The 23,764-nt window shown below is 64.3% G+C and carries 23 protein-coding genes and 1 riboswitch; of the genes, 14 read left to right on the forward strand and 9 right to left on the reverse strand.

The features are described from left to right. Positions 1-107 precede the first annotated feature (107 nt). The gene (gene asnB, locus CH290_RS06100; protein ID WP_027498844.1) at positions 108-2,033 is read right to left on the reverse strand and encodes an asparagine synthase (glutamine-hydrolyzing); all 1,926 of its coding nucleotides are present in this window, start codon (positions 2,031-2,033) and stop codon (positions 108-110) included. A 223-nt stretch (positions 2,034-2,256) separates the two neighbouring features. Between asnB and ctaC the strand changes: the two genes are divergently transcribed. Both ctaC and CH290_RS06110 read left to right on the forward strand, forming a co-directional pair. Next, complete coding sequence (gene ctaC / locus CH290_RS06105) at positions 2,257-3,333, forward strand: aa3-type cytochrome oxidase subunit II (RefSeq protein WP_026347926.1); 1,077 nt, start codon at positions 2,257-2,259, stop codon at positions 3,331-3,333. Positions 3,334-3,351: 18 nt separating this feature from the next. After that, the gene (locus CH290_RS06110; RefSeq protein ID WP_019665972.1) at positions 3,352-3,768 is read left to right on the forward strand and encodes a cytochrome c oxidase subunit 4; all 417 of its coding nucleotides are present in this window, start codon (positions 3,352-3,354) and stop codon (positions 3,766-3,768) included. 133 nt (positions 3,769-3,901) lie between these two features. On the opposite strand, the gene CH290_RS06115 is transcribed toward CH290_RS06110, so the two are convergent. From CH290_RS06115 to ctaE, 5 genes are all read right to left on the reverse strand, one after another. Beyond that, entirely contained in the window at positions 3,902-4,168 is a 267-nt protein-coding gene (locus CH290_RS06115) for a helix-turn-helix domain-containing protein (protein ID WP_027498845.1), read from the reverse strand. A 383-nt stretch (positions 4,169-4,551) separates the two neighbouring features. Continuing rightward, complete coding sequence (gene qcrB / locus CH290_RS06120) at positions 4,552-6,345, reverse strand: cytochrome bc1 complex cytochrome b subunit (RefSeq protein WP_033188547.1); 1,794 nt, start codon at positions 6,343-6,345, stop codon at positions 4,552-4,554. Beyond that, on the reverse strand, positions 6,342-7,544 hold the full coding sequence (gene qcrA / locus CH290_RS06125; RefSeq protein ID WP_371828572.1) for a cytochrome bc1 complex Rieske iron-sulfur subunit: 1,203 nt from the start codon (positions 7,542-7,544) through the stop codon (positions 6,342-6,344). Before qcrA ends, qcrB begins: the two co-directional genes overlap by 4 nt. Beyond that, positions 7,541-8,383: a cytochrome bc1 complex diheme cytochrome c subunit gene (qcrC, locus tag CH290_RS06130; protein WP_033188548.1), complete on the reverse strand. Its 843-nt coding sequence runs from the start codon at positions 8,381-8,383 to the stop codon at positions 7,541-7,543. The genes qcrA and qcrC overlap by 4 nt, the downstream gene beginning before the upstream one ends. Positions 8,384-8,486: 103 nt before the next feature. Continuing rightward, a complete protein-coding gene (gene ctaE, locus CH290_RS06135; RefSeq protein ID WP_026347923.1) occupies positions 8,487-9,098 on the reverse strand; it encodes an aa3-type cytochrome oxidase subunit III in 612 nt (203 codons plus the stop codon). Positions 9,099-9,249: 151 nt separating this feature from the next. Here ctaE and CH290_RS06140 point away from each other — a divergent pair, with 151 nt between their 5' ends. Together CH290_RS06140 and trpD are read left to right on the forward strand one after the other, a co-directional pair. Next, positions 9,250-9,732 (forward strand): hypothetical protein, encoded by a 483-nt coding sequence (locus CH290_RS06140; protein WP_170947568.1) that lies wholly within the window; start codon positions 9,250-9,252, stop codon positions 9,730-9,732. 79 nt (positions 9,733-9,811) lie between these two features. Continuing rightward, positions 9,812-10,885, forward strand: coding sequence for an anthranilate phosphoribosyltransferase (trpD, locus tag CH290_RS06145; protein WP_170947567.1), 1,074 nt, complete (start codon positions 9,812-9,814; stop codon positions 10,883-10,885). Positions 10,886-10,907: 22 nt separating this feature from the next. Here trpD and CH290_RS06150 read toward each other — a convergent pair whose 3' ends face one another. Both CH290_RS06150 and CH290_RS06155 read right to left on the reverse strand, forming a co-directional pair. Further along, positions 10,908-11,183: an Lrp/AsnC family transcriptional regulator gene (locus tag CH290_RS06150; protein WP_019665964.1), complete on the reverse strand. Its 276-nt coding sequence runs from the start codon at positions 11,181-11,183 to the stop codon at positions 10,908-10,910. Positions 11,184-11,193: 10 nt separating this feature from the next. Then, entirely contained in the window at positions 11,194-12,945 is a 1,752-nt protein-coding gene (locus tag CH290_RS06155) for a DEDD exonuclease domain-containing protein (RefSeq protein ID WP_019665963.1), read from the reverse strand. Positions 12,946-13,071: 126 nt separating this feature from the next. On the opposite strand from CH290_RS06155, the gene CH290_RS06160 reads away from it, so the two are divergent. From CH290_RS06160 to CH290_RS06180, 5 genes are all read left to right on the forward strand, one after another. Next, on the forward strand, positions 13,072-13,353 hold the full coding sequence (locus tag CH290_RS06160; RefSeq protein ID WP_019665962.1) for a hypothetical protein: 282 nt from the start codon (positions 13,072-13,074) through the stop codon (positions 13,351-13,353). A gap of 115 nt (positions 13,354-13,468) precedes the next feature. Then, positions 13,469-13,634: riboswitch (cyclic di-AMP (ydaO/yuaA leader) on the forward strand. A gap of 17 nt (positions 13,635-13,651) precedes the next feature. Then, positions 13,652-14,212, forward strand: a complete 561-nt coding sequence (locus CH290_RS06165) for a C40 family peptidase (protein WP_027498846.1) — start codon at positions 13,652-13,654, stop codon at positions 14,210-14,212. Between the two features lie 309 nt (positions 14,213-14,521). Then, positions 14,522-15,583 (forward strand): C40 family peptidase, encoded by a 1,062-nt coding sequence (locus CH290_RS06170; protein ID WP_033188551.1) that lies wholly within the window; start codon positions 14,522-14,524, stop codon positions 15,581-15,583. An 8-nt stretch (positions 15,584-15,591) separates the two neighbouring features. Next, the gene (locus tag CH290_RS06175; RefSeq protein WP_033188552.1) at positions 15,592-16,908 is read left to right on the forward strand and encodes a membrane protein; all 1,317 of its coding nucleotides are present in this window, start codon (positions 15,592-15,594) and stop codon (positions 16,906-16,908) included. Positions 16,909-16,922: 14 nt separating this feature from the next. Then, a complete protein-coding gene (locus CH290_RS06180) occupies positions 16,923-18,047 on the forward strand; it encodes a glycosyltransferase family 4 protein (protein ID WP_027498847.1) in 1,125 nt (374 codons plus the stop codon). Positions 18,048-18,087: 40 nt separating this feature from the next. Here CH290_RS06180 and CH290_RS06185 read toward each other — a convergent pair whose 3' ends face one another. Next, positions 18,088-19,893 carry an AMP-dependent synthetase/ligase gene (locus CH290_RS06185; protein WP_170947566.1) on the reverse strand — a complete coding sequence of 602 codons (1,806 nt, stop codon included), beginning with the start codon at positions 19,891-19,893 and terminating at the stop codon, positions 18,088-18,090. A 126-nt stretch (positions 19,894-20,019) separates the two neighbouring features. Between CH290_RS06185 and CH290_RS06190 the strand changes: the two genes are divergently transcribed. The 5 genes from CH290_RS06190 to CH290_RS06210 all read left to right on the forward strand — a co-directional run bounded on the left by CH290_RS06190 (position 20,020) and on the right by CH290_RS06210 (position 23,752). Beyond that, positions 20,020-20,418, forward strand: a complete 399-nt coding sequence (locus tag CH290_RS06190) for a hypothetical protein (protein ID WP_026347917.1) — start codon at positions 20,020-20,022, stop codon at positions 20,416-20,418. A 99-nt stretch (positions 20,419-20,517) separates the two neighbouring features. Beyond that, positions 20,518-20,955, forward strand: a complete 438-nt coding sequence (locus tag CH290_RS06195; RefSeq protein WP_019665955.1) for an SRPBCC family protein — start codon at positions 20,518-20,520, stop codon at positions 20,953-20,955. Continuing rightward, positions 20,952-22,205: an ArsA family ATPase gene (locus CH290_RS06200; RefSeq protein ID WP_170947571.1), complete on the forward strand. Its 1,254-nt coding sequence runs from the start codon at positions 20,952-20,954 to the stop codon at positions 22,203-22,205. The genes CH290_RS06195 and CH290_RS06200 overlap by 4 nt, the downstream gene beginning before the upstream one ends. Before the next feature lie 40 nt (positions 22,206-22,245). Continuing rightward, positions 22,246-22,701: a hypothetical protein gene (locus CH290_RS06205; RefSeq protein WP_019665953.1), complete on the forward strand. Its 456-nt coding sequence runs from the start codon at positions 22,246-22,248 to the stop codon at positions 22,699-22,701. Positions 22,702-22,777: 76 nt separating this feature from the next. Continuing rightward, the gene (locus CH290_RS06210; protein WP_019665952.1) at positions 22,778-23,752 is read left to right on the forward strand and encodes an ROK family protein; all 975 of its coding nucleotides are present in this window, start codon (positions 22,778-22,780) and stop codon (positions 23,750-23,752) included. Positions 23,753-23,764 lie beyond the last annotated feature (12 nt).

Consider the following 23,764-nt stretch of genomic DNA (forward strand, 5'->3'; position numbering starts at 1 on the left):
GCGCTCGGTATCGCAGTCCTCACGTCGATGGCCCGCACGCAACAGTCGAGATCGTTGCGTGCGGGCCATCGAAGTTCAGGTAGAGATTCAAACCAGCCTGTGCGCCGTCAGAGGTCCACCGGGTATGTCGGCTCCGCGATCTCCGGGACGATCCGCTTCTCCACGAAGATCCCGTGCCACACCATGAAGATCAACACGGTCCACAGCCGTCGGCTGTGATCGGACTTGCCGTCGCGGTGCTCGTTCAGCATCGCGGTGATGGCCGCCTTGTTGAGGATGTGATCGGTCTCCGACGCGGCGATCTGCTCGTGCGCCCAATCGAACAATTCGGTTCCGCGTAGCCAGTGCCGAAGAGGGACCGGGAAGCCCAGTTTCGCGCGATGCAGAACATGGCCGGGCACGATTCCTTCGAGCGCCTGCCGCAGGGCGTACTTGGTGGTGTCCTTCGTGATCTTCTGCTCCAACGGCAGCTTCTCGGCGACCGCGAACACCTCGTTGTCGAGGAACGGGACACGCAGTTCGAGGGAATTCGCCATGGTGATCTTGTCTGCCTTGACCAGAATGTCGCCGCGCAACCACGTGAACAGATCGAGGTGCTGCATTCTCGCCACCGGATCCCAGCCCTGCGACTGTGCATAGATCGGCGCCGTCACGTCCGTGTGCGTCCACTCCGGACGGAAATCGCGCAGTACCGCCCTGAGCTGAGCGTCCCCGAAACTCCGCGCATTGCCGTAATAGCGCTCCTCGAGCGACATGGATCCGCGGTGCAGCAAACTTTTACCCCGCGTACCGTCGGGAATCCTCTCGCTCAGAGCGCCCGCCGCGCGACGCAGACCCCTCGGCAGGTACTCGAAAGGTTTGAGCGACAGCGGCTCCCGATAGATGGTGTAGCCACCGAAAAGCTCGTCGGCGCCTTCACCCGACAACACGACTTTGACGTGTTTGCGTGCTTCCTTCGCCACGAAGTAGAGCGGCACCAGAGCCGGATCCGCGACCGGATCGTCGAGGTACCAGACGATCTCCGGAATCGACGCTGCGAACTCCTCGGGGCCGACGACCTTGACGACATGCCGAGCCCCGATCGCGGCGGCCGACTCCGCGGCCACATCGACCTCCGAGTAGCCCTCACGCTCGAAGCCGGTGGTGAACGTGATCAGGTTCGGATTGTGGCGCATCGCCAGAGCCGCGATGGCGGTCGAGTCGATGCCGCCCGACAGGAACGATCCGACGGTGACATCGGCCCGCATGTGCTTGGCGACCGAATCCTCCAGCGCCTCGGCGATCTCCTTGTAGCGAGCCGCCTCGGAACCCGCCGCGAACGGCTTCACCGGGAACTTCGGCGTGAAGTACCGAGTGACCACCGGAGTCCCACCGGGGGAGAGGGTCGCGTAGCAACCGGACTCGAGGCGTCGGATCTCACGATGCAGCGTCTCCGGCTCGGGTACGTACTGCAACACCGTGTAGTGCTCGGTTGCTCTCGCGTCGAGGTCAGTGCCGATACCCACCAGGTCCGTCAGCTCCAGCAAGCTCTTCTTCTCGCTGCCGAACGCGGTGCCGCCCGGACCGGTCGCCATGAACAGCGGCTTGATACCGAACGGGTCACGCGCCAGAAACAGCTCGCGCGTTTCCGTGTCCCAGATGGCGAACCCGAACATGCCACGCAGCCGGCGCACAGCCGTCGGACCCCAGTAGTGGAAAGCCGCCACGATGGACTCGCCGTCGCCCTCGGTGAAGAACTCGGCGCCGTGATCGCGAGAGAGTTCCTCCCGCAGTTCGAGGTAGTTGTAGATTTCGCCGTTGAACGTCAGTGCGTAACGCGTCGGGTTCTCGGGCGGCCCCCACCGAAGCGGCTGATGTGAATGAGCGATGTCGATGATCGACAGACGATTGAATCCATAGATGATGTCGTCGTCGTGCCAGGTGCCCGGTTCGTCCGGTCCGCGGTGGCGCATGCAGTGCATGGCGGAGGACACGAGGTCGACTCCCGCAGCATCGGTGCCGGTCGACGTCAGTACACCGAGTAGTCCACACACAGCGTCTGCTACCTCGTTTCGCAGTTGGGGATTGGTCCGCTGCCACGGCGTCAGCATCCTGACGCCCCAGGCGGCACGGAAACCTCGAGTATGCCGCAGACACGGTACGCGCAACGCGGGCGACCCAAGAGTGGTGATGCGACGGCTTTGGTCTACGCTGCGTAGTACTAGGGCATCCGCATGTGGAAGCCCTCATTCTTCAGTGGTGAGCGATCAGGAAGGCGTGAACGTGGCGCAGAGTCGGATCCTTCGGCGAGCTGGGCTAACAGTATTTCTCGGCTTGGCCGCGTTGCTGTTGTCGGGTTGTTCCATCGACAACGATGTTCTGCGCTTCGGCTTTCCGTCGGGCATTACTCCCCAGGGCAAGTCGATTCGAGAATTGTGGACCTGGTCCGTGGTGGCAGCCCTGATCATGGGCATCATCGTGTGGGCCCTGATCTTCTGGGTGGTCATCTTCCACCGCAAGAAGAAGGACTCGCCCGAGTTCCCGCGTCAGACGGCATACAACGTGCCCTTGGAGCTGTTCTACACCGCAGTTCCCTTCGTCATCATCGCGGTGCTGTTCTACTTCACCGTCGTCGTGCAGAACTACGTCGACGAGAAGGAACCGAATCCGGATGTGACCGTCGACGTGACGGCGTACCAGTGGAACTGGAAGTTCGGCTACCAGACGGTGGACCTGAAGGACGGCGTCGTCAAGTACGACGGCACCGACCTCGAAGCGCAGGCTGCAGCCGAAGCCGCCGCCGATCCAGGTGAGGGTGCCGAAGGTAGCGAGGACGGCGAATTCGTTCCCGGCGCAATCCACGGTGCAAGCCCGCAGGATCTGTCCTACCTGCACTACAACAAGATCGAGACCGTCGGCACCAGCAACGAGATTCCGGTTCTGGTCCTCCCGACCGGTAAGCGCATCGAGTTCGTTCTTGCCTCCTCGGACGTCATCCACGGTTTCTGGGTTCCCGAGTTCCTCTTCAAGCGAGACGTCCTCCCGAACCCGAAGGAAAACCACTCGGACAACGTCTTCCAGATCTCCGAGATCGAACGCGAAGGCGCCTTCGTCGGCCGCTGCACCGAAATGTGCGGCACATTCCACGCCATGATGAACTTCGAGGTGCGCGCAGTATCCCCGGACGACTTCCAGGAATACATCGAGCTTCGCAAGCCCGAATCCGACGGCGGAGAAGGCCTCACCAACGCTCAGGCGCTGGAAGCAATCGGCCAGTCCCCGATCGCCACCAGCACCATCCCGTTCACCACGGACCGCTCGCAGAAGTCCGAATCCGTCGCCGAAGGCAACTGACCCAGGAAGAATGCTGAAATGAAAATCGAAGCCAAGATCTTCGAGATCCTGACTGTCTTCTTTCTTCTCGTCGGGATCGTGTACGCCCTCTTCACCGGATTCTCACGGACCGGCGTCGAATGGGCAGGTGTCACGGCCATCGCACTGTCGGTCGGTCTGACACTCATCATCGGAACGTACTTCCGATTCGTCGCCCGTCGTCTCGACACTCGTCCCGAAGACTTCGACGATGCAGAGATCAGCGACGGCGCAGGCGATCTGGGCTTCTTCAGCCCCGGAAGCTTCTGGCCGATCCTGCTCGCCGGCGCCGCATCGGTCACCGCCATCGGATTCGCGTTCTTCCTCTGGTGGCTCATCGCCTTCGGTGTCGTGCTCGTCCTGTCGGCAGCCGCCGGACTGGTGTTCGAGTACCACCTCGGACCAGAGAAGCACTGAATTCACACAGCTCACACGACGACTGACGCCGACTCCCGATTGGGGGTCGGCGTCAGTCGTTTCTGCGTGTCGTACAGCGGCCACGTAACAGTCTTTGCCCGACGGACTCCGCACGGTGGGTCCAGTGAGTCCCTCAGGACGCGTCGGCCTGACGATCGGCGTCGGCAAGGGTGGCCGCAACCTGATCGAGCGACAAGCCCAGCGTCCGGCACAGCGCCGCAACAGTGAAGAACGCAGGCGTCGGAATCCGGCCCGTCTCGATCTTGCGCAACGTCTCCACCGAAATCCCCGCCTGCGCCGCAACATCCGTCATCGTCCTCGGCCCGCGAGTAGAGCGAAGCAACTCACCCAAGCGAAGACCTCTCGACAGCTCCTCGGGGGACAACGGAATACGAACCATGTCACCAATAGTAATACCGGCCCACGCCGTCCAAGACCTCCGCCTCGCTGGGTAGCCGCACCGAACGTCACGTTCAGTCACTCTGAGTGACCGAACGCCACATTCGGTCCTGAAGGTGGACTTTCCGAGGTGACCGAACGTCACGTTCAGTCACTTGGAGTGACCGAACGCCACATTCGGTCCTACAGGTGGACTTTCCGAGGTGACCGAACGTCACGTTCAGTCACTTGGAGTGACCGAACGCCACGTTCGGTCCGCGAGGGAGCCGGGAGGCAGACGGGTGAAGGGTGCCGGATGCAGGAGGGTGGGGGAGGGGAGGGGGTACGACACACGACGAGGGCGGCACCGGATCGGTGCCGCCCTCGTCGTGGTTCTGCGTGTAGCTAGTGCTCGCTGTCGCTTTCCTGGCGTGCGGGTGAGTGATCACCGTTGCCGTTCGAAGCGTGGCCGTTCGAGCCGTTGCCGTTGTGACCGTTGGCCCCGTTGCCGTTGCCGTTGTGGCCGTTGCCATTGTGGCCGTTGCCGTTGTGGCCGTTGCCGTTGTGGCCGTTGGAACCGTTGCCGTACAGCGACGTCTGGTAGTCCTTCAGCATTTTCAGCTGCTCGAGTTCGCCGTGGTGCAGTGCTTCCTCGAGTGCCTTGCTTTCGGAGACAGGGTCGGGACGGAAGAGCGATCCGGATCCGGGCTTGCCGGCCGAGCCGAGCTTGCTCATCTTCTTCGGGACAGCTGCGCCCTGGTAAGGCAGAGCGATGGGGTGTCCGTGGTCGTCGACAGGTCCGAGCGGCTGGTGCACCTCCACGTACTGACCGTGGGGGAGACGCTTGATGATGCCGGTCTCGATTCCGTGGTCGAGTACTGCGCGGTCACTGCGCTGCAAGCCGATGCAGAAGCGGTAGGCCACGAAGTAGGCGATGGGCGGCAACACCAGTATGCCGATACGGCCGATCCACGTCATTGCGTTCAGGGAGATGTCGAGCTTGTACGCAATGATGTCGTTGATGCAGGAGAGCGTTGCCACCACGTAGAACGCCAGAGCCATGGCACCGATCGCGGTGCGGACCGGTACGTCGCGGGGACGCTGCAGCAGGTTGTGATGAGCAGTGTCTCCGGTGAGGCGCTTCTCGATCCACGGGTACGCGATCATCACGGTGAAGACGAGGCCCATGATCAGGGCGACTGCGAACACTGCGGGGATCGTGTAGCGGTTGGCGATGTAGATGTCCCATGCCGGCCACAGTCGGGCCAGTCCGTCTGTCCACATCATGTAGAAGTCGGGCTGCGAGCCGGCGGATACCTGAGCCGGGTTGTACGGGCCGAGGTTCCAGACCGGGTTGATCTGCAGCAGACCGCCCATGAGTGCGAGTACACCGAACGTGACTGCGAAGAACGCACCGGACTTGACGGCGAAGACCGGGAGAATGCGAACGCCGACGACGTTCTTCTCGGTGCGGCCGGGTCCGGGGAACTGCGTGTGCTTCTGGTACCAGACGAGTGCCAGGTGAGCCGCGATCAGCGCGAGGATGATAGCGGGCAGCAGTAGAACGTGGGCGACGTACAGGCGCGGGATGATGATCGTGCCGGGGAAGTCGCCGTCGAAGATCAGCCAGTGCAGCCACGTTCCGACGATCGGGACGCTCATCGTGATGCCGGAGAACGCGGCGCGGAGGCCGGTGCCGGAGAGCAGGTCGTCGGGGAGGGAGTATCCGAAGAAGCCTTCGAACATCGCGAGGATCAGCAGCAGGCAGCCGATGACCCAGTTGGCCTCACGGGGGCGACGGAACGCACCGGTGAAGAAAATGCGCATCATGTGGACGATGATCGACGCGGCGAACATCAGCGCTGCCCAGTGGTGGATCTGCCGCATGAACAGACCACCGCGGACCTCGAACGAGATGTCCAGTGTCGTGGCGTACGCCCGAGACATGGTGACACCGCGAAGCGGTTCGTAGATGCCGTTGTACTCGACCTCGCTGAGCGAGGGGTCGAAGAACAGCGTCAGGAAGACACCGGACAGCAACAGGATGATGAAGCTGTACAGCGCGATCTCGCCGAGAAGAAACGACCAGTGCGTCGGGAACACCTTGTTGATCTGACGGCGCAGACCCGGTGCGAGGTGGTACCGACTGTCTACGTCGTTCGCCTGCTTCGCTGCGAGTGTCTGCAGTGAAGGACTCATGATTCACTCTCCGCTTCGCGGTTCGGACGCTCCCAGAAGGCAGGTCCGAGGGCTTCTATGAAGTCCCCGTTGGCAACGAGGAAGCCTTCTTCGTTCACGGTGATCGGCAGCTGTGGCAATGCGCGAGCGGCGGGGCCGAAGATCGGCTTGCCGTATTCCAGCGCGTTGAACTGCGACTGGTGGCACGGGCACAGGATGCGGTTCGTCTGCTGCTCGAACAACGAAGTCGGGCAACCCAAATGCGTGCAAATCTTGGAGTAGGCGAAGTAATCGCCGTAGTTGAAGCTTTCCTGACCCTTGCGCTTGATGGCCGTCTCCGCGTCCTCGGTACGAAGACGAATGAGCATCACCGAGTTACGAATTCCACGCAGCGACATGAGAAGCGCGTGGTCGTCGTCGCGATCGGCCTCGCGGAACGGGAACACAGTCTCCATGGCTCCGGCATCCATATCCTCGGGGCGGACCAGAACGACGTCGTGTGGCCGTCCGGTATCGCGCCTGAGATAGATCGTCTCTCCAGGGTAGCGCGGCGTCCAGCCGGACACCCAGAGCGGAGACTTGTCACCTTCGGCCCATGGATTCTTGATCAGGCCACCGAGCGGCATCAGCGCCATGATTCCGAGTGCGCCACCGCCGAAGAACAGTGAACGCTTGATGACCTTGCGACGACCGATCGTCGACGTCTCCAGCGAATCGCCGAGCTCGGCGACGACGGTCTTGCGGTCGACCTCGGACGAACCACCGTCGTGGCGGTCCTGGATGGACACCTCTTCGGGGATGAACTTCTTGGTGAACTGGACTGCGCCGACGCCGACACCGAGGATCGCCAGACCCATGGTGAGGCCGATCAACGGGGTGTACAGCGAGTAGGCGCCGTAGTTCTCTTCGCCCATGCCGGCGTACTGCCAGGGCCAGAACAGGTAGATCGCGATGAACGCGACCGCGGACACGCCGGCGAGAGTGAACCAGGCAGCAACGCTGCGCTCGGCCCGCTTCTCTGCGCGGGTGCCCTTCACAGCCCAACGGTCGCGACGGTACGCGACGTCCACGTGGTCGAGGTTGGTGCCGAGTTCGACCAACTGCTCACGTGTCATACCGGCGAGTTCCTCGTCGGTGTACTTCTTGTTCAGATCCACCTTGTCGACCTTCGCGCTGTCATCGTGGCCATGGCTTGTGCGTTCGGGATCGGCTTCGCTCATGACCGTGATCCGATCCACATCGTCGCGCCGACGACGGCAGCGATTCCGACAACCCAGACAGCAATCATTTCCGTACCGGGTCCGAAGCCGCCGAGTCCCCATCCACCGGGAGCCTTGGTCTCCTGAGCGGACTTCACGTAGGAGATGATGTCGATCTTCTCTTCCTGCGTCAGCTGACGGTCGGAGAATTTCGGCATGTTCTGTGGGCCGCTGATCATGGCCGCGTAGATCTCCTGCTCCGATGCAGGTCCGAGCGGGGGAGCGAACTTACCGGAGGACAGTGCGCCGCCCTCACCGGTGAAGTTGTGGCACGACGCACAGTTCAAGCGGAACAGTTCGCTACCGCGAGCGACGTCGCCGCTGGCGAGCGAGGACTGCGCGATTTCGCCGTTGCTGTCGCGGATGACCGTGGGGCCTCCACCGTTCTCCTGGATGTACGCGCCGAGAGCGTCGATCTGCTTGTCGTCGAACTTCGGTGGCTTACGGATCGCCTGAGCTTCGTTACGTACGGCAGGCATACGTCCCGAGGAGACCTGGAAGTAGACGGCAGCTTCGCCGACGCCGATGAGGCTCGGGCCGCGGTCCTGCACACCCTGCAGGTTGACGCCGTGGCACGTGACGCACGAGGTGTCGTACAACTGCTTGCCTTCGCGGATCAGAGCGGCCGAATCCTGATCGGCCGTCGCGACCTGCGGGGTGGGGGTCAGAGCCGATGCGAGAAATCCTGCACTCAGGAGTCCCATCATCAGCACGAGCGCACCGGTCACACGGCGACGAGTCTTGCGCTTGCGCCTGTTCTTGGCTGCGGCATCGGATGCTGCTGGGGGAGATGAACTCATCTTCTATCCCTTGTCGTGTCGGGACGGACCGAACGGCCTGGGGCTGATACAGGTCGTTCGCTGCGGTTGGCGAAGTGAAAACACTTGATCTGCTTTATGTCTACTAGCGGATGAAGTAAATGGTGGCGAACAACGCGATCCACACGATGTCGACGAAGTGCCAGTAGTAGGACACGACGATCGCGGCAGTGGCCTGTGCCGGCGTGAACTTACTGACAAGCGTTCGAGTGATGAGGAAGACGAATGCGATCAGACCGCCGATGACGTGCAGGCCGTGGAATCCGGTCGTGATGTAGAAGACCGATCCGTAGACGCTCGAGGAGAGCGTCGTGCCTTCGTGAACCATGTGGTAGTACTCGTAGCCCTGTCCGGCCACGAAGAAGATGCCCATCGCCAGGGTGATGACGTACCAGCGTCGCAGTCCGAAGACGTCACCGCGCTCGGCGGCGAAGACCCCGAGCTGGCAGGTGAACGACGACGCGATCAACACGGCGGTGACCGGAACGGCGAGCGCGAGGTTGAGCTCGGTCGGTTCCGGTGGCCAGTTTCCGTTTGCCTGCGCCCTCGCGACGAAGTACATCGCAAAAAGTCCAGCGAAGAACATGAGTTCGCTCGACAGCCACACGATGGTGCCGACGCTGACCATATTGGGACGGTTCAGCGAGTGCACGCGTTGGGTGATTGCCGATCCTTGAGTCCCTACAGCGCTCGTCACAGAAAGAAGTATGACTGCTCGTAGTACCGGAGGCATACTCGGGTCCGGTCTTGGCGCGTCGCCGACGCAGGGGTGATTGCCGGCTCCCGCGTATGGCCAGGTCAAGGGCATCGACCACGCTGCGCATAGGTTGTCGTGCAAGGCTCGCCTCATGGCAACGAACGGTGGCGCATCATGGTTCCGGCGGTTGTTCGGAGGGGCGAAGACTGTTCCTCTCGACCCCGCCAGGGACGATTTGGTGGTAGTGGCATTTTCCTTCGACGACGCCGAATCGTGTTCGACGGCGCTCGGTCGCGGAGTGGCTGCGGGTTGGGTCGACACAGCGGAGGCGGTGTTCCGTCATCACCTGGTGTTGCCGCCGGACCAGATCGAGGACGCGACGGCCGTCGCCGCGCAGGACGGGTACGAGCCGGTGATGGATCCGCGCCCGCGCCCGGAGATTCCGACCATCGGTTACCGCCCGAGTGTCGAGGGCGGTGTCGGCCTGACGCTGCAGCGGGTGCAGGTGATCGACGCGTTGCACTGCTCACAGGAACGCTCGCGAATGGCCGGTCTCGCGCAGCGGCGAGGTGGTGTGGTCGAGGGGTGGGATGCGCTGCAACCTGGAGGGGCGTCTCCGTCCGGTGCTGACTAGGCTTTCGGTCGCACGTCGCGGACTGCCGATCGAGGGCGTCGAGCTCTGGAACGGCCGAGGAAGGTATGGGGAGTAGTCGATGACAGATGCGAGCAACGGTGTGCCGAGCAGGTCCTGGAAGGCCGTACTCGGTGCGCTGACGTCGAACGTCGATCTCTCCGCCGACGACACGGCCTGGGCGATGGACGAGATCATGTCCGACAACGCCACTGCCGCTCAGATCGCGGCCTTCGGTGTCGCTCTGAAGATGAAGGGTCCGACTCCGGAGGAAGTGAGCGGACTGGCGAACTCGATGCTGGGCCATGCGACCTTGGTCGACAGCGAACCGAATGCCGTCGACGTCGTCGGTACGGGTGGCGACGGCGCCGACACGGTCAACATCTCGACGATGGCCGCCCTCGTCGTGGCGTCGGCCGGAGCTCCGGTGGTCAAACACGGCAACCGTGCTGCGTCTTCGCGAAGTGGGACGACGGATGTGCTCGAGGCCCTCGGAGTGAAGTTCGGGCTCGGAGCGGACGGTGTCGCGACCACGGTCCGAGACGTGGGAATCGGGTTCTGTTTCGCGCCTGTCTACCATCCAGCGCTGCGTTTCGCGGGCCCTCCGCGGAAGGAGATCGGCATCCCGACGGTCTTCAACGTGCTCGGTCCCCTGACCAACCCGGGGCGGCCGCGGGCGGGTCTGATCGGCTGTGCGTTCGACTCGTTGCTTCCCGTCGTGGCCCGGGTGTTCGCCGGTCGTGGCACCAGCGCATTGGTCGTGCGTGGTGACGACGGCCTCGACGAGATAACGCTGTCCACGACGACGACAGTGCACATCGTGTCGGGTGGCGACGTGACGGTGGCCAGGATCGACCCGAGGGACTTCGGGTTCGATCTCGTCGACATCGACGCGCTCCGCGGAGGCGACGCTGCCTTCAACGCGCAGGTGGCTCGGGAGGTGTTCGCCGGCAAGCATGGTGCGGTGCGCGACGCAGTCCTGCTGAACGCCGCTGCGGCACTGACGGCGCACGACGGGATAACGTCCGGGATCGTCGCCGACGACTTGACCGGTCTGCTGAAGCGTGGTGTCGAACGTGCTGCTGCCGCCGTCGATTCCGGAGGAACCGCAAGCCTGCTCGATCGATGGATCGCACGGTCCAACGAACTCGATTGACGGGGTCGCTGCGCCCGGCCGACTACTCGCCTATGGAGAAGCCCGCTTCTATGTCCGCGCTGGAGTAGGACTGGAACGCGATGTGGGTGGCGGTGTTCACGACACCGGGCACCTTGTTGATGTGCTGCGTGATCACGTCGGCGATCTGTGCGTGGTCCCTGACCTTGACGATCGCGATGAGGTCCACGTCCCCTGCACACGAGTAGACCTCGGTGACGCCGTCGACGTCCGCGACCGCCTGTGCGGTCTCCGGGATGGCGTGCGACTCGGCATCGATCATGACGATTGCGTTGATCATGCTGCCGAGTTTAGAGCGCCGCACGAAGGTGGGCGCCGACGCCGGTGTCCTCCACGGGTGTGACGGCCATCGCGCGTTCGTGCCTGGACACGGTGCGAGCGGTGGTGCACCACTGCCGCCACCCTCCGGCTCCGTGAACGGGCTCTGCGTATCCGTCGGTGGTCCGGACGATCCTGACGCCGTCGGATTCGAGCCAGCGGCCGACGAGGGCTACTTCCTCCGGTGATGCGCCTCGAAAGGGCGTGGAGTCCGGCACGACGGTTTCCGCGGCTGCCACGATCGCTTCCACGACGGGCATCGGGTGCACTCGGCGCGCGGTGACGGCCGATGCAGCGAGGCGGCCGTGGCGGACCACGGCCAGTTCCCACCCACCGTCCGGCGCACGTCGGGCGACGATCAGCTCGGCGATCGCCGCGATGGCTGCGAGCCGGTGCATCCGGCGTAGAACGTCTGCAAGCGAAGCGAGCCTGTCTCGAAGCCTGGCTGCGGACTCGAAAAGCTCGGCATCGGACAGCGCGGAGATTCGATCCCGGGCGGCCTGAAGCGCACAGTCGTCGCGTCCGTGTGCGAGCTCGACGAACCGGCCCGGCAGGATTGCGTACTCGTCGGGCGTGAGTGGCGTGGGGCCACCCGCGGCGCACCCGCCGACAGCTTCGCCCGGACACGCGTGCAGGGAGGTGCGGGGGATGCGGCGAGTGCAGGTACGGATACCGAGTACCTCGGAGACGAGCGCAGCGGCGTCGGCGGCATCACCGCGGGCGCCGAAGGGGCCGATCGAGTTCTCCGTCGGTGAGCGGACGACGGAGAGGCGTGGAAACGCCTCCGTGGTCGTCGTGATCCACCAACCCTTCTTGGGGAACTTGGAGCGGCGGTTGTACGGGGGGATGTGGGCGCACAGAAGTCGAAGCTCGCGCACTCCGGCTTCGAGGGCATGGGCGCATTCGACGTGGTCGACGCCGACGGCGAGGCCCACCATTTCCTTCATGCGGCCACGCGTCTCGGACCCGGTGAAGTAATTGCGCACGCGCCGCTGCAGATTGTTCGACGTGCCGACGTACAGCACCTCGTTGCCCGGTCCCTTGAAGAGATAGACGCCCGGGGTACGGGGTAGGTGAGAGGCGAGTGAGCGTTTGGCTCTCTGCCCGGCCGACACAGCAGGCAGGTAGTCGACGAGTTCCGCATAGCTGTGGACACCCTGATTGCCCACTCGCTCGATCAATGCGTGCAGTACGTCGACCGTTGCTCGTGCATCGTCGAGGGCGCGGTGGGTGGGTACGGTGCTGACCTGGAAGAGCGAGGACAGTGCCGACAGTTTCACCGAGGGTGCCTCGTCGCGGGTGAGTACTCGCCGGGCGAGTTTGACCGTGCAGAGCACCTGGAACTTGGGCCAGGCGATGTCCAGCCGTGACGCGGCCGCCCTGAGGAAAGCAGTGTCGAAGCGGGCGTTGTGTGCGACGAGAACCGAGCCGCGGGCGAACTCGAGAAAGCTGGGCAGCACTCGGTCGATCCGAGGGGCGCCGATCAGCATGGCAGTGGTGATCCCGGTGAGCTCGACGATGTACGGCGGAATGGATCGGCCCGGGTCCACCAGCGTCGCGAACTCGGCGATGACCTCGCCGCCCCGAATCTTCACTGCCCCGATCTCGGTGATCGCTTCGGTGTCCGGGCTGCCACCTGTGGTCTCCAGGTCGACTACGACGAACGTCGTGTCGTGCAACGGAGTGTCGAGCTCGTCGAAGCTCAGCTGAATCGGGACGCTCACGAGTGCAGACGGTAGCGACAGGCACCGACAGCAATGCCGATCTTGCTCGGGACGCTGAACGTGTCGGAGTGGATCGCTAGGTTTCGCCGTGAAGGGTCGACCAAACGGGAAAGAGATGGAGATCACATGATCATCGATTGCAGTGATTGCAAGGTCCGTGACATCGCGTGCGCAGACTGTGTCGTGACGGTGTTGCTCGGACCGCCCGGTACGGCCGAGGGGCGTCCGGTGGACGTCGGGATTCCGCGCCCTCGGATAGCGCTCGACCAGGAAGAACTGGGGGCCATGGATGTTCTTGCCGAGAGTGGTCTCGTGCCGAAACTACGTCTCGTCGTCGGCCCGGAACAGGACCCTTCCGGGGGTTCGTTACCGGCTCGTGACACAAGCGGGGATCGACGCGCGATCTAGGGTCGAATCGACTTCTTCGGGTCGCTTCGGCGAGTTGGGGTCGACACAGGGGTATGCCGTTTCGTAATCTTCCTGAGACCTTGCGGAGTCTCGCCAATCCAAACCGGAGCGGCGTCGCAAGTCACCGCCTAATCGGGATGCTCGCGAGAGCGCCCGTACCGGGAACCCGATTTCCATTGGGGTGAATCCTGCTTCGGCCGCTACCAGCGTCCGGGTGGGTAGGGCTGATCTTCCCAGCCCGAACCCGTCAGCTAACTCGGTCGGCGGATGAGTGGAAGAAACGGAGCAACCCTTTCTCGTGGCGTCACATACTTCAACCCGCCAATTGCGTCGAATCCTCGTAGCCGGCGCGATCACTGCCGGTGCGGTCGTTCTGCCCGCAGCCCCCGCAATGGCGGCCCCCATCACCATCCCCGGAGTCGGTACCTTCGAGATTCCGGAAATCCCAGGTCTTCCGCCGCTGCCGACCGAGATCCCCGGTCTGCCTGCGGCTCCCGCACCGCTCGCACCACAGGTCACCCCGGCTGCCAAGGCAGTTCAGGCCGCCGAGTCGAAGATCGGATCGCCGTACGTCTACGGCGCTTCGGGCCCCGACTCGTTCGACTGCTCCGGACTCGTTCAGTGGGCGTACAAGCAGGCCGGCATCAGTCTGCCGCGCACCAGCTACGACCAGGCCGCGGCAGGCACCCCCGTGTCGCAGTCCGACCTGCAGCCGGGCGATGTCGTCTCCTTCTACGGCGGATCGCACTCCGGAATCTACGCGGGCAACGGCAACGTCATCCATGCGTCGACGTCGGGTGTCCCCGTCAAGGTCGCGCCCGTCTCGTCGATGCCGTTCGACGGAGCACGTCGCTACTGATTCGATGATCGTGTGTAAGGACAGCACCAGGAGTGAGCCTCACGGGCTCGCCTGGTGCTGTTTTTCGTCAGGCACCGGTGCGTGGAGCCTGGCAGGTCGCCGAATGGACTCGTCGGCTGCCGAACCGTAACCTGTTCGAGACCGTCGACCTCGATGGAGCAGGATCGAGTTCCGGAAAAAGTCCGAAAATTCGGTCTCGTTCCACGCTCGCGGGCACCTACTCATGGGTAGGGTTTGTTTCTTCGCCGAAAGTTTCATCTCGGCGCACCCCTTTGGACTACGAACTGCAAGAACGGAGAGTCACCTTTCGTGGCGACACCGACTGTCAAGCGCGTCACCCGCTCGAAGAAGGGCATTCTCGCGGCGGCCATTCTCGCGGCCTGCCTCGTCGTCTCCCCAACAGCCGTGGCCGGCGCGCAACCGGGTGTCGACAGTGCGTCCGACGCCCAGACGCGGCTCGCAGATCTGTCCCGGGAGTCCGAGCAGACGACGGAAGCTCTGCACAACGCCCAGATCGACCTGGATGCGAAGACGGCTGTGCAGCAGGACGCCGAAGCCGCCGTAGGTGCGCACCAGGCCGAGCTGGATCGGGCCCAGGAGGCACTGGCGCAGGTGAAACCGGCCGTGGACAAGGTGGCCAACGCCAACTACCAGGGTGGCCGCACCAACCGCCTGTTCGCCGTGATGATCAGCGACTCTCCACAGCAGCTCCTCGATCAGATGTCCGCACTCGACGTGATCTCCGCCGAGACGGCGCGTCAGGTGGAGCAGTTCAAGCAGGCCGGTGCCGATGCCGCGGCGGCGGATCAGGCAGCACGTGCCGCGGCCGACGCCGCGCGTGCAGCAGCGGAGCAGGCCAAGGTCGTCAGCGACGATCTTCAGGCCAAGCAGAGCGAGCTCCAAAGTCAGATGGCGGAGGTCATCGCCAGCTTCAACGCACTGTCCGGAGCGGAGCAGGCCGAGCTTGCGGGTTCGCCTCTGCCGCCCGGGTTCGATCTGTCCAAGATTCTGTCCAACCTCATCCCCGGGTCGGGTTCCGGTGCCCTGCAGGCTGGGCTCACCCAGATCGGTAAGCCCTACGTGTGGGGCGCGACCGGACCGGACGGCTTCGACTGCTCGGGCTTGGTCGTGTGGGCCTACAAGCAGGTGGGAAAGACCCTGCCGCGGTCCAGTCAGGCTCAGGCCGCGGGCGGCGCTCCCGTCGATCAGAAGGACCTGCAGCCCGGAGACGTCGTGCTCTTCTACCCCGATGCGTCTCACGTCGGCCTGTACGCGGGCAACGGCAACGTTCTGCACGCCTCGACGTTCGGCGTCCCGGTGAAGGTGCAGTCCATGGCGTCGTTCCCGTACTACGGCGCACGTCGCTACTGATCTTCGTCGTGCGAACGCGGGCGCTTCGTTCGGCGTTCACGTCGTTGTGTGCAGTGGTCGTGCTCGGTTCCTGCGCGTCCGGAGCAACCACGACGCCACCGCCGAACTCACCGCAGTCGACGACTGTCTCGAACCCTTACGAGGACGGTCGGCGGAACGGCGTCGAGGCGCTGCTGCAGAAATGGGCGGACGCACTCCGCACCAACGACGTCGACGCGTTGGAGCAGGTCGTCGATCCCGCGGCGGATCCCGAGTTTCTGCAGGCCCAGGTCCGTCGAGCGAACGACATGTCCGCAGTCCCCTTCTCGGACTGGGGATACGAACTGGTCGACGAGCCGGAGGTTCCGGTTCCCTCGGCGATCGCGTCGCCGCTGAACGCCGCCGACGTCTGGGCGCCGTCCGTGGTGCTGCGCTACGCAGTGTCCGGACCCGACGCCGAATCGACACGGCGACCGGTTTCCCTGGTGGTGGCGCGGCGTGGTGACGAGTGGCGCATCGTGTCGGACACACCGGTGCCGGGAACGGATCGGACGACGTGGCGCGGGCCGTGGGACTTCGGGCCCGTTATTGCCCGATCGGTTGCCACCGCGGGTGGTACCTCCGTCGTGCTCGGCCATCCGGACCAGAGCGCGCTCGTCGACGCGGTCGTTGCCGAGCTGCCCTCGGCCGTCGATGCCGTCACGAGTTTCTACGGCGACGACTGGCCGCAGTCGGCGTTGATCTTCACCTCCGGATCGGCAGCGGAATTCGCGGCATCGGCCGGAGACGCCACCGCGGAGTCCGACGTCGCCGCCGTGACTGTCTCGGATGCGGTGCGCCAGGACCGGCCGGTGACCGGGCAACGAGTCGTGTTCGGGCCCGCAGCCCCTGCTCGGCTCACCGATGTCACGACCCGAACCGTTCTGCGCCACGAGCTCACCCATGTCGCGGCCAGATCCGACACCGTCGACGGCTCACCCATGTGGGTCCTCGAGGGGTTCGCCGACTATTCGGGCTACCGCGAATCGAATATCGAGTTCGACCGTATCGCACCGACTTTGAGTGCTGTAGTGATGCAGGGAGGTCCACCGACGGTGCTTCCGGAGGATTCCGACTTCGCGGCGGGGGGAGTGCGCACCACGCTCGCGTACGAGTCCGCGTGGTCGGTCTTCGCCTTCGTGGCAGCGGAATTCGGCGAGCCGGCACAGCGCCGGTTGTACATGCAACTCGCCGACGGCCCCAAGACTGCAGTCGAGACAGCGGCGGGCGTCGCCTCCGCTCTGGGAACAGGCTTGGACGAGTTCGTGAGCCGGTGGGGGTCGTGGGTTCTCCAGCAGTCCCGCTGACCTACGGTGAACACATGCCTCGGACTCTGCTGGTGACGAACGACTTTCCACCACGCCCGGGCGGCATCCAGTCCTACCTGCACAGCTTTGCCACACGGTTTCCTGCGGACGAGCTGGTGGTCTACGCGCCGCGGTGGCGCGGAGACAGCCATGTGAAGTTCGACGAGCGTCAGCCGTTCGAGGTGGTTCGGCACCCGACAACGCTGATGCTTCCCACTCCGTTGGTGGCACGGCGGGCGGCGCAGCTGGTGCGGGCGCACGGATGTGATTCGGTGTGGTTCGGCGCGGCGGCACCGCTCGCGGTGATGGCTCCGGTGGTGCGGCGCGCGGGAGCGGAGACAGTCGTCGCTAGTACACACGGTCACGAGGTGGGGTGGTCGATGGTTCCCGGTGGGCGGGGAACCCTGCGCATCATCGGCAACACCGTCGATACGGTGACCTACGTCAGCAAATACACCCGAGGCAGATTCGCCGCGGCATTCGGTCCACGTGCAGCCCTCGAACACGTTCCGTCCGGAGTGGACACCGACCGTTTCGCACCGGACGCCGGTGCGCGAGCCGAGCTGCGGGCTCGATACGGACTCGGAGACCGTCCGACTGTTCTGTGCCTGTCCCGGCTGGTACCGAGGAAGGGGCAGGACTATCTGATCCGATCGATCGAGGGCATTCGGGCGAAGGTGGACGGCGCGGTCCTGGTGATCGTCGGAGGCGGTCCCTACGAAGGAGCCCTGCGCACGTTGGCACGCAAGGCCGGTGTCGAGGAGCACGTGATCTTCACCGGGACCGTCCCTTCCGCCGAGCTGGCGGCTCATCACACGATCGCCGACGTGTTCGCGATGCCCAGCCGGACGCGAGGCGCCGGTCTCGACGTCGAAGGTCTCGGCATCGTCTACCTCGAAGCGTCCGCGACCGGAGTCCCCGTCGTCGCCGGAATGTCCGGTGGCGCACCGGAAACCGTCCTCGAAGGCAAGACCGGCTTGGTGGTCGACGGCACGTCGGTCGATGCGATCACCGACGCCGTCGTACGGATACTCTCCGATCGAGCGCTCGCGACGTCGATGGGAAACGCAGGTCGCTCCTGGGTCCGAGCCGAGTGGCAGTGGGACGCATTGGCAGCGAAGCTTCGACGCTTGCTGTGATGGAAGCCGGGAAAGTCCAGGCTTCCATCACAGGCGACGTTCACTTGGAGTAGATGGCCTCGATGTCCTTGGCGTACGACGCCGTGATGACGTTGCGCTTGAGCTTCATGGTCGGTGTCATCTCACCGGCGTCCTCGGTGAAATCGCCTGGGAGTACTCGGTACTTCTTGATCGCTTCGGCGTGCGAGACGGTGGTGTTCGCGTCCGCCACAGCCGCATCGAGGTCGGCGATGAGATCGGGGTCGGTCGCGAGATCCGCAGCCTTCGCGTCGGCGGACTTGCCGTGTGCGTCCTTCCATCCCGACAGTGCGTCCTCGTCGAGCGTGATGAGGGCGCCGATGAACGGCTTCTGATCGCCGACGACGATGGCCTGACTGACGAGTGGGTGCGCGCGCAACCGGTCCTCGAGCCCTGCCGGCGACACGTTCTTTCCGCCTGCTGTGACGATGAGTTCCTTCTTGCGGCCGGTGATCGTGATGTATCCGTCGCCGTCCACCGAACCCAGATCTCCTGTGCGGAACCACCCTTCGTCCAAGGACTCGGCCGATGCCTCGTCGTTGCGCCAATAGCCGTCGAACACCACCGGGCCGCGGAGTTGGATCTCACCGTCCTCGGCGATACGGACCGTGTTGCCGGGGAGCGGTCGTCCGACGCTGCCGACGCGTTGGTGGCCGATCGTGTTGACCGCGAATGCTGCGCTGGTCTCGGTGAGTCCGTAGCCTTCGAAGATCGGTATGCCGATACCTCGGTAGAAGTGGCCGAGGCGTGCACCGAGCGGCGCGCCACCGGAGATCGCGAGTTGGCACTGTCCGCCCAGCGCGGCCCGCAACTTCGAGTAGACGAGTTTGTCGAACACAGCGTGCTTGACCCTCAGAACCAGACCGGCGCCTGTGTCCTGGGCTTCGCTCCACGCCACGGCAGTGTCCGCGGCTGCATCGAAGACCTTGCCCTTGCCGTCCGCGTGTGCTTTCTGCTTGGCAGTGTTGTAGACCTTCTCGAACACGCGGGGCACCGAGAGTATGAAGTCCGGGCGGAAGGAACCGAACGTCGCGACGAGATTGGGGATGTCGCTCGTGTGTCCGACGGCTGTGCCGGCGTCGAACGCGGCGATCGTGACCGCGCGAGCGAGAACGTGCGCCAACGGCAGGAACATCAACGTCCGGCTGCCGGGACGCAGCAACTCCTTCAGCGACGTCTCGCGAATTCCACGCGACTCGGCGACGAGGTTCGCGTGCGTCAACTGCACACCTTTGGGTCGCCCGGTGGTGCCGGAGGTGTAGATGAGCGTCGCTGGATCCGAGGAGCGCAGAGCGTCGACACGCAAGCGTACGGCGTTGTCCTCGACGGTTGCTCCGAGCTCGGTCAACCGAGCAACGGCTCCGTCCTCGTCGTTGCCTGCGTCGATCCGGAACGTCGTCCGAACCGATTCTGCGGCGGCGACCACGTCCGCTGTGTCGGTGACGTGCTTCTCGGTCTCGAGGATCAGCAGAACAGGTCGGGCGTCGGACAGGATCCATTCCACCTGACCCGCCGACGAGGTTTCGTAGATCGGGACCGTGACGCCGCCCGAGGCCCAGATCGCGTAGTCCACGACCGTCCATTCGTACCGAGTCGACGACATGAGCCCGACGCGATCGCCCTGTTCGACTCCCGCGGCGATCAAGCCCTTCGCGACGGCGTTCACTTCCGTGGCGAACTGCTCGGCGGTGACATCGGACCAGGAACCGTCGACGGACCGGCGAAATGCGACCGACCGAGGTTCGGAGGCTGCCCGAGCGAACACGGTGTCCACGACCGACGCAGATTCTTCGACGACAAAAGCGGCGGGAGATGTGAACTCGCGCACGGTGACCTCCAATGAACGTTAGCTCTACTCACGAGTAGTCGGATTCGTCTCACTGTAGACCCGGTTGCGAGGCCGGTTCGACCGCCTCGTGCGCGCGCTGAAGTCCCGATGTGTGAAGCTCATCTCATGAGCAGTGTCCAAGTAGCCGATCAGACGTTCGTCGCTGCGCCGGGTTCCGCCGTGGCGGAGTCGCTGGGGCATCCGAGGCGTTGGCGCCGATGGTGGCCGGACCTCCGCGTCGACGTCACCGACGATCGCGCCGACAAAGGCTTCAGGTGGTCTGTCGAAGGCGCCCTCACGGGAACGATGGAGGTCTGGCTCGAGCCCGTTCCGAAGCTCGACGGCGTCGTACTCCATTACTTTCTGCACGCGGAGCCGGCCGTCCGGACGTCCATCGACCTCGCCGCGGAGAATCGACGACGACGGGTAGCAGGCAAGGCAATGGCGTTCGAAGTGAAACGGGAGCTCGAGGCGGGACGCGCGGCAGGTGAGCGGCCGTTGTGCGACCCGCCTGCCATCGTGTGAGATGAAGGACGGCAGTGCTCCCGGCACGGGTGACGTACGTACCTGCCGATGACATGAACAAGTGCGGCGTGAGAACAGAAGGGACACCGAGTAACCACGATGGCCGAGAGAACTCAGAGGTCGATCACAGTCGATGCTCCGTCCGCGCAGGTGATGGACGTGATCGCGGACTTCGATGCCTACCCGTCCTGGGTGTCGGCGGCGAAGTCCGTCGAGGTCGTCGCGGCCGGATCCGACGGTCGCGCGGAGCGGGTGAAGTTCGTACTGGACGCGGGCATGGTCAAGGACACCTACGAGCTGAGTTACCAGTGGGCGGCGGATGGAAAGTCCGTGTCCTGGGAACTGGTGTCGGGTGAGATGCAGAAATCGCAGAACGGCTCGTACACGTTGAAGGACAACGCAGCCGGCGGTACCGAGGTCACGTACGAACTCGCCGTGGACCTGAACATTCCGATGATCGGTCTGTTCAAGCGGAAGGCAGAGAAGGTCATCACCGACACTGCACTCAAAGAACTGAAGAAGCGAGTCGAAGGCTGACCGAGGCCCGTTCCGATGCCCGCACTGCAGTCCGGCTGTTCGTCGGCAAAGGCGGTGCGGGCAAAACGACGTTTGCGCTGAAGTCGGCTATCGACGACGTCCGGGCGGGATCGCGAGCTCTCGTCGTCTCGTTCGATCAAGCGCACTCGGTGACCGACGTGCTCGGCGTGAACAACGGCCGAGCGGGCGGCGCCGAGCCCGCGGCGGTCGAGCCCGGATTGGACGTTCTCGAACTGGACACTCTGGCCCTGGTGGCGACGAAATACGCCGCGTTGACCTCCATCCTGTCCATGGCCGGCGCCGGCCACGAACACGGAGTCCGGTTCGGTGCGGTCGATCCCGAGGAGATCATCGGCGCTCCAGGGGTGCAGGAACTCGTCGGTCTCGATCGGTTGGTCGATCTCATAGACCAATCCCGTTGGGACACTGTGTTCGTCGACCTTCCGGCCACCGCGGACGCACTGCGCATTCTTCAACTGCCGGACCTCGTTGCCGGGTATCTCGAACGGCTCTGGCCGCGCCACGACCGGATCGTCGCCGGAACCGGCACGGACCCGAGACTGACCCTCGTCGTCGCGATGCTGGAGAACATCGTCACCGCGGCGGAACGTATCAGGGAACTGTTCCTCGACCACTCTCGAACATCGATGACGGTGGTGCTCACCCCGGACCGAGTCGGCGTCGCCGAAGCCAGGCGGACGTTGTCCGCGGCTGCGCTGACGGGTCTGGCCGTGGACACGATCGTCGTCAACAAAGTTCTGCCGCTGCTCAATTCGTCGTCGATCGGCTTGGTCGGAGCGCACCCCGCCGTCTTCTGGTTCGAAGGGTGGCGGTCCGCTCAACAGGAGGTGCTCGGAGAGGTGTCCGACCTGGCGGCAGGTACGGCCGTCGTCGTCGTGGAACAGGCGTCCCAGGAGCCGGTAGGGTTGGTCTCTCTTGCTGCACTGAACACGCAACGGACCACCGACACGACGGACGAGCGACCGGGAACGGACACGCCGACCGTCGCGCACGAGTCAGGAACAGGGTTGGAGTCGATCTACGCGATGACGATGGTTCTGCCGCTCGTCGATCCGTCGACCCTCACTCTCGGACGCGTGGACGACGACGTGATCATCGGGGCCGACGGCGTTCGCAGGCGCGTTCGGCTCGCTTCCGTCTTGAGGCGATGCATCGTGCTCGGTGCGGAGTTCGACGCCGGGCGCCTCGTCATCCGTTTCCGTCCCGACCCGGCGGTGTGGCCGGCATGAAGGTCAGTGCGCGGGACGCTCGTCGGGGCGTGAGTTCGACGTGAACGAGCGCCATTCGGATGTCGCGGCTGAATTGTGGTCGCTCGCGGAGACGGTGCTGACGAGGTTGGAACCTGTTCTCCGTCAAGCTGTCGAGGAGCAGAGCGAACGACCGAAGCAGGGGTGCAGTTGGTGCCCGGTCTGCGCGCTGGCTGCCTTGCTGCGCGGGGAGCAGCACGACCTGTTGACACTGCTCGCCTCCGAGGGTGCGACGGTTCTGGCGTTGCTGAGGCAGATCATGGCCGAGCACGCGGGCCGCCCTGCTCCTGGTGAGGGCTACGCCGGTGCACGCGACACCGCAGCGTCGTCGTCGGTGGAAGACACCTCCGGTGACATGCCTCACGGCGGGGACAGCACTGTCGGGCACGACACGGAAGACCCGATAGTTCGACGAGCGAAGTTCGTTCCGATTACGGTTACCGTGAAAGATGCGGCCACCGAGAAGCCCGGGAACTGACGGACAGCCGTTCCTGGGGTGGCCGAAGCACGAAAGCTCGAGATAGCCGTTGGGGGCGGCCGAGAAAGGTCGGACAATGAAACGGCAGCGTCAATCACTCACGATCGGTATCGATGTCGGAGGCACCAGTTTGCGTGCGTCCGTAGTCGACGCGTCCGGTCAGGTCATCGATTCCACCCAGTCGCCGACGCCGCACACCGCTGCGGCCCTCGAGCGCGGGTTGGAGCGTGTCGTCCGCGAACTCGCGACTCGGCACCCCGTGGAGGCAGTCGGTCTGGCGGTCGCAGGTTTCCTCGATTCCGATCGAACGTCGGTCCGATTCGCCCCGCATCTCCCATGGGTGGGTAGCCCGGTAGCCAAACGGATGAGCGATCGTATCGGGTTGCCCGTCGTGCTGGAGCACGACGCGAACTCGGCGGCGTGGGCCGAGTACCGATTCGGTGCTGCAGCCGACGGGCGCAACGTCGTGATGGTCGCCATCGGAACGGGTATCGGTGCCGCGCTTCTGATCGACGGCAAGATCTACCGCGGAAGTTACGGTGTTGCACCGGAACTCGGGCATATCCAAGTTGTCCCCGACGGTCGTGCCTGCCCCTGTGGCAAGCGAGGTTGCTGGGAACGGTACTGCAGCGGAACGGCATTGGTGGACACTGCGGTCGAATTTCTTGCCGCAGATCAGGGTTCGTCGACAATTCTGGCCCGTGAGGTCTTTCTCGATCCCGGTTCGCTGACGGGACGGAGGATCGCCTCGGCGGCTCAGGACGGCGACGAGATCGGTATCCGCACCATGCACGAGTTCTCTCGGTGGCTCGGTGTCGGGCTGTCCATGGTGAGCGATGTCTACGATCCCGATCTGATCGTGATCGCCGGCGGAGTGGCGACGTCGTCCAGTCAATTTCTCAACGAAGCGACCGAGCACTGTGCACGCCTGGTGACGGGTGCGGGGCACCGCCCACTCGCGACCATCCGCGCCACCCAGCTAGGCGAAGCCGCCGGAATGATCGGTGCGGCCGACCTTGCACGAAGCGCGTTCTCGACGGCGTCGCACTGACGCAGGCGAGGC

It is taken from the genome of Rhodococcus sp. 06-156-4 (assembly GCF_002259345.1).
In the GTDB taxonomy this organism is placed as follows: Bacteria; Actinomycetota; Actinomycetes; order Mycobacteriales; family Mycobacteriaceae; genus Rhodococcoides; species Rhodococcoides fascians_E.

What these genes read in the sequence shown, in the direction of transcription:
- CH290_RS06110 (WP_019665972.1), top strand. Translation starts at nt 3,352, where the DNA reads ATGAAAATCGAAGCCAAGATCTTCGAGATCCTGACTGTCTTCTTTCTT.
- CH290_RS06115 (WP_027498845.1), bottom strand. Translation starts at nt 4,168, where the DNA reads ATGGTTCGTATTCCGTTGTCCCCCGAGGAGCTGTCGAGAGGTCTTCGC.
- qcrB (WP_033188547.1), bottom strand. Translation starts at nt 6,345, where the DNA reads ATGAGTCCTTCACTGCAGACACTCGCAGCGAAGCAGGCGAACGACGTA.
- qcrA (WP_371828572.1), bottom strand. Translation starts at nt 7,544, where the DNA reads ATGAGCGAAGCCGATCCCGAACGCACAAGCCATGGCCACGATGACAGC.
- qcrC (WP_033188548.1), bottom strand. Translation starts at nt 8,383, where the DNA reads ATGAGTTCATCTCCCCCAGCAGCATCCGATGCCGCAGCCAAGAACAGG.
- CH290_RS06140 (WP_170947568.1), top strand. Translation starts at nt 9,250, where the DNA reads ATGGCAACGAACGGTGGCGCATCATGGTTCCGGCGGTTGTTCGGAGGG.
- trpD (WP_170947567.1), top strand. Translation starts at nt 9,812, where the DNA reads ATGACAGATGCGAGCAACGGTGTGCCGAGCAGGTCCTGGAAGGCCGTA.
- CH290_RS06150 (WP_019665964.1), bottom strand. Translation starts at nt 11,183, where the DNA reads ATGATCAACGCAATCGTCATGATCGATGCCGAGTCGCACGCCATCCCG.
- CH290_RS06160 (WP_019665962.1), top strand. Translation starts at nt 13,072, where the DNA reads ATGATCATCGATTGCAGTGATTGCAAGGTCCGTGACATCGCGTGCGCA.
- CH290_RS06180 (WP_027498847.1), top strand. Translation starts at nt 16,923, where the DNA reads ATGCCTCGGACTCTGCTGGTGACGAACGACTTTCCACCACGCCCGGGC.
- CH290_RS06190 (WP_026347917.1), top strand. Translation starts at nt 20,020, where the DNA reads ATGAGCAGTGTCCAAGTAGCCGATCAGACGTTCGTCGCTGCGCCGGGT.
- CH290_RS06195 (WP_019665955.1), top strand. Translation starts at nt 20,518, where the DNA reads ATGGCCGAGAGAACTCAGAGGTCGATCACAGTCGATGCTCCGTCCGCG.
- CH290_RS06210 (WP_019665952.1), top strand. Translation starts at nt 22,778, where the DNA reads ATGAAACGGCAGCGTCAATCACTCACGATCGGTATCGATGTCGGAGGC.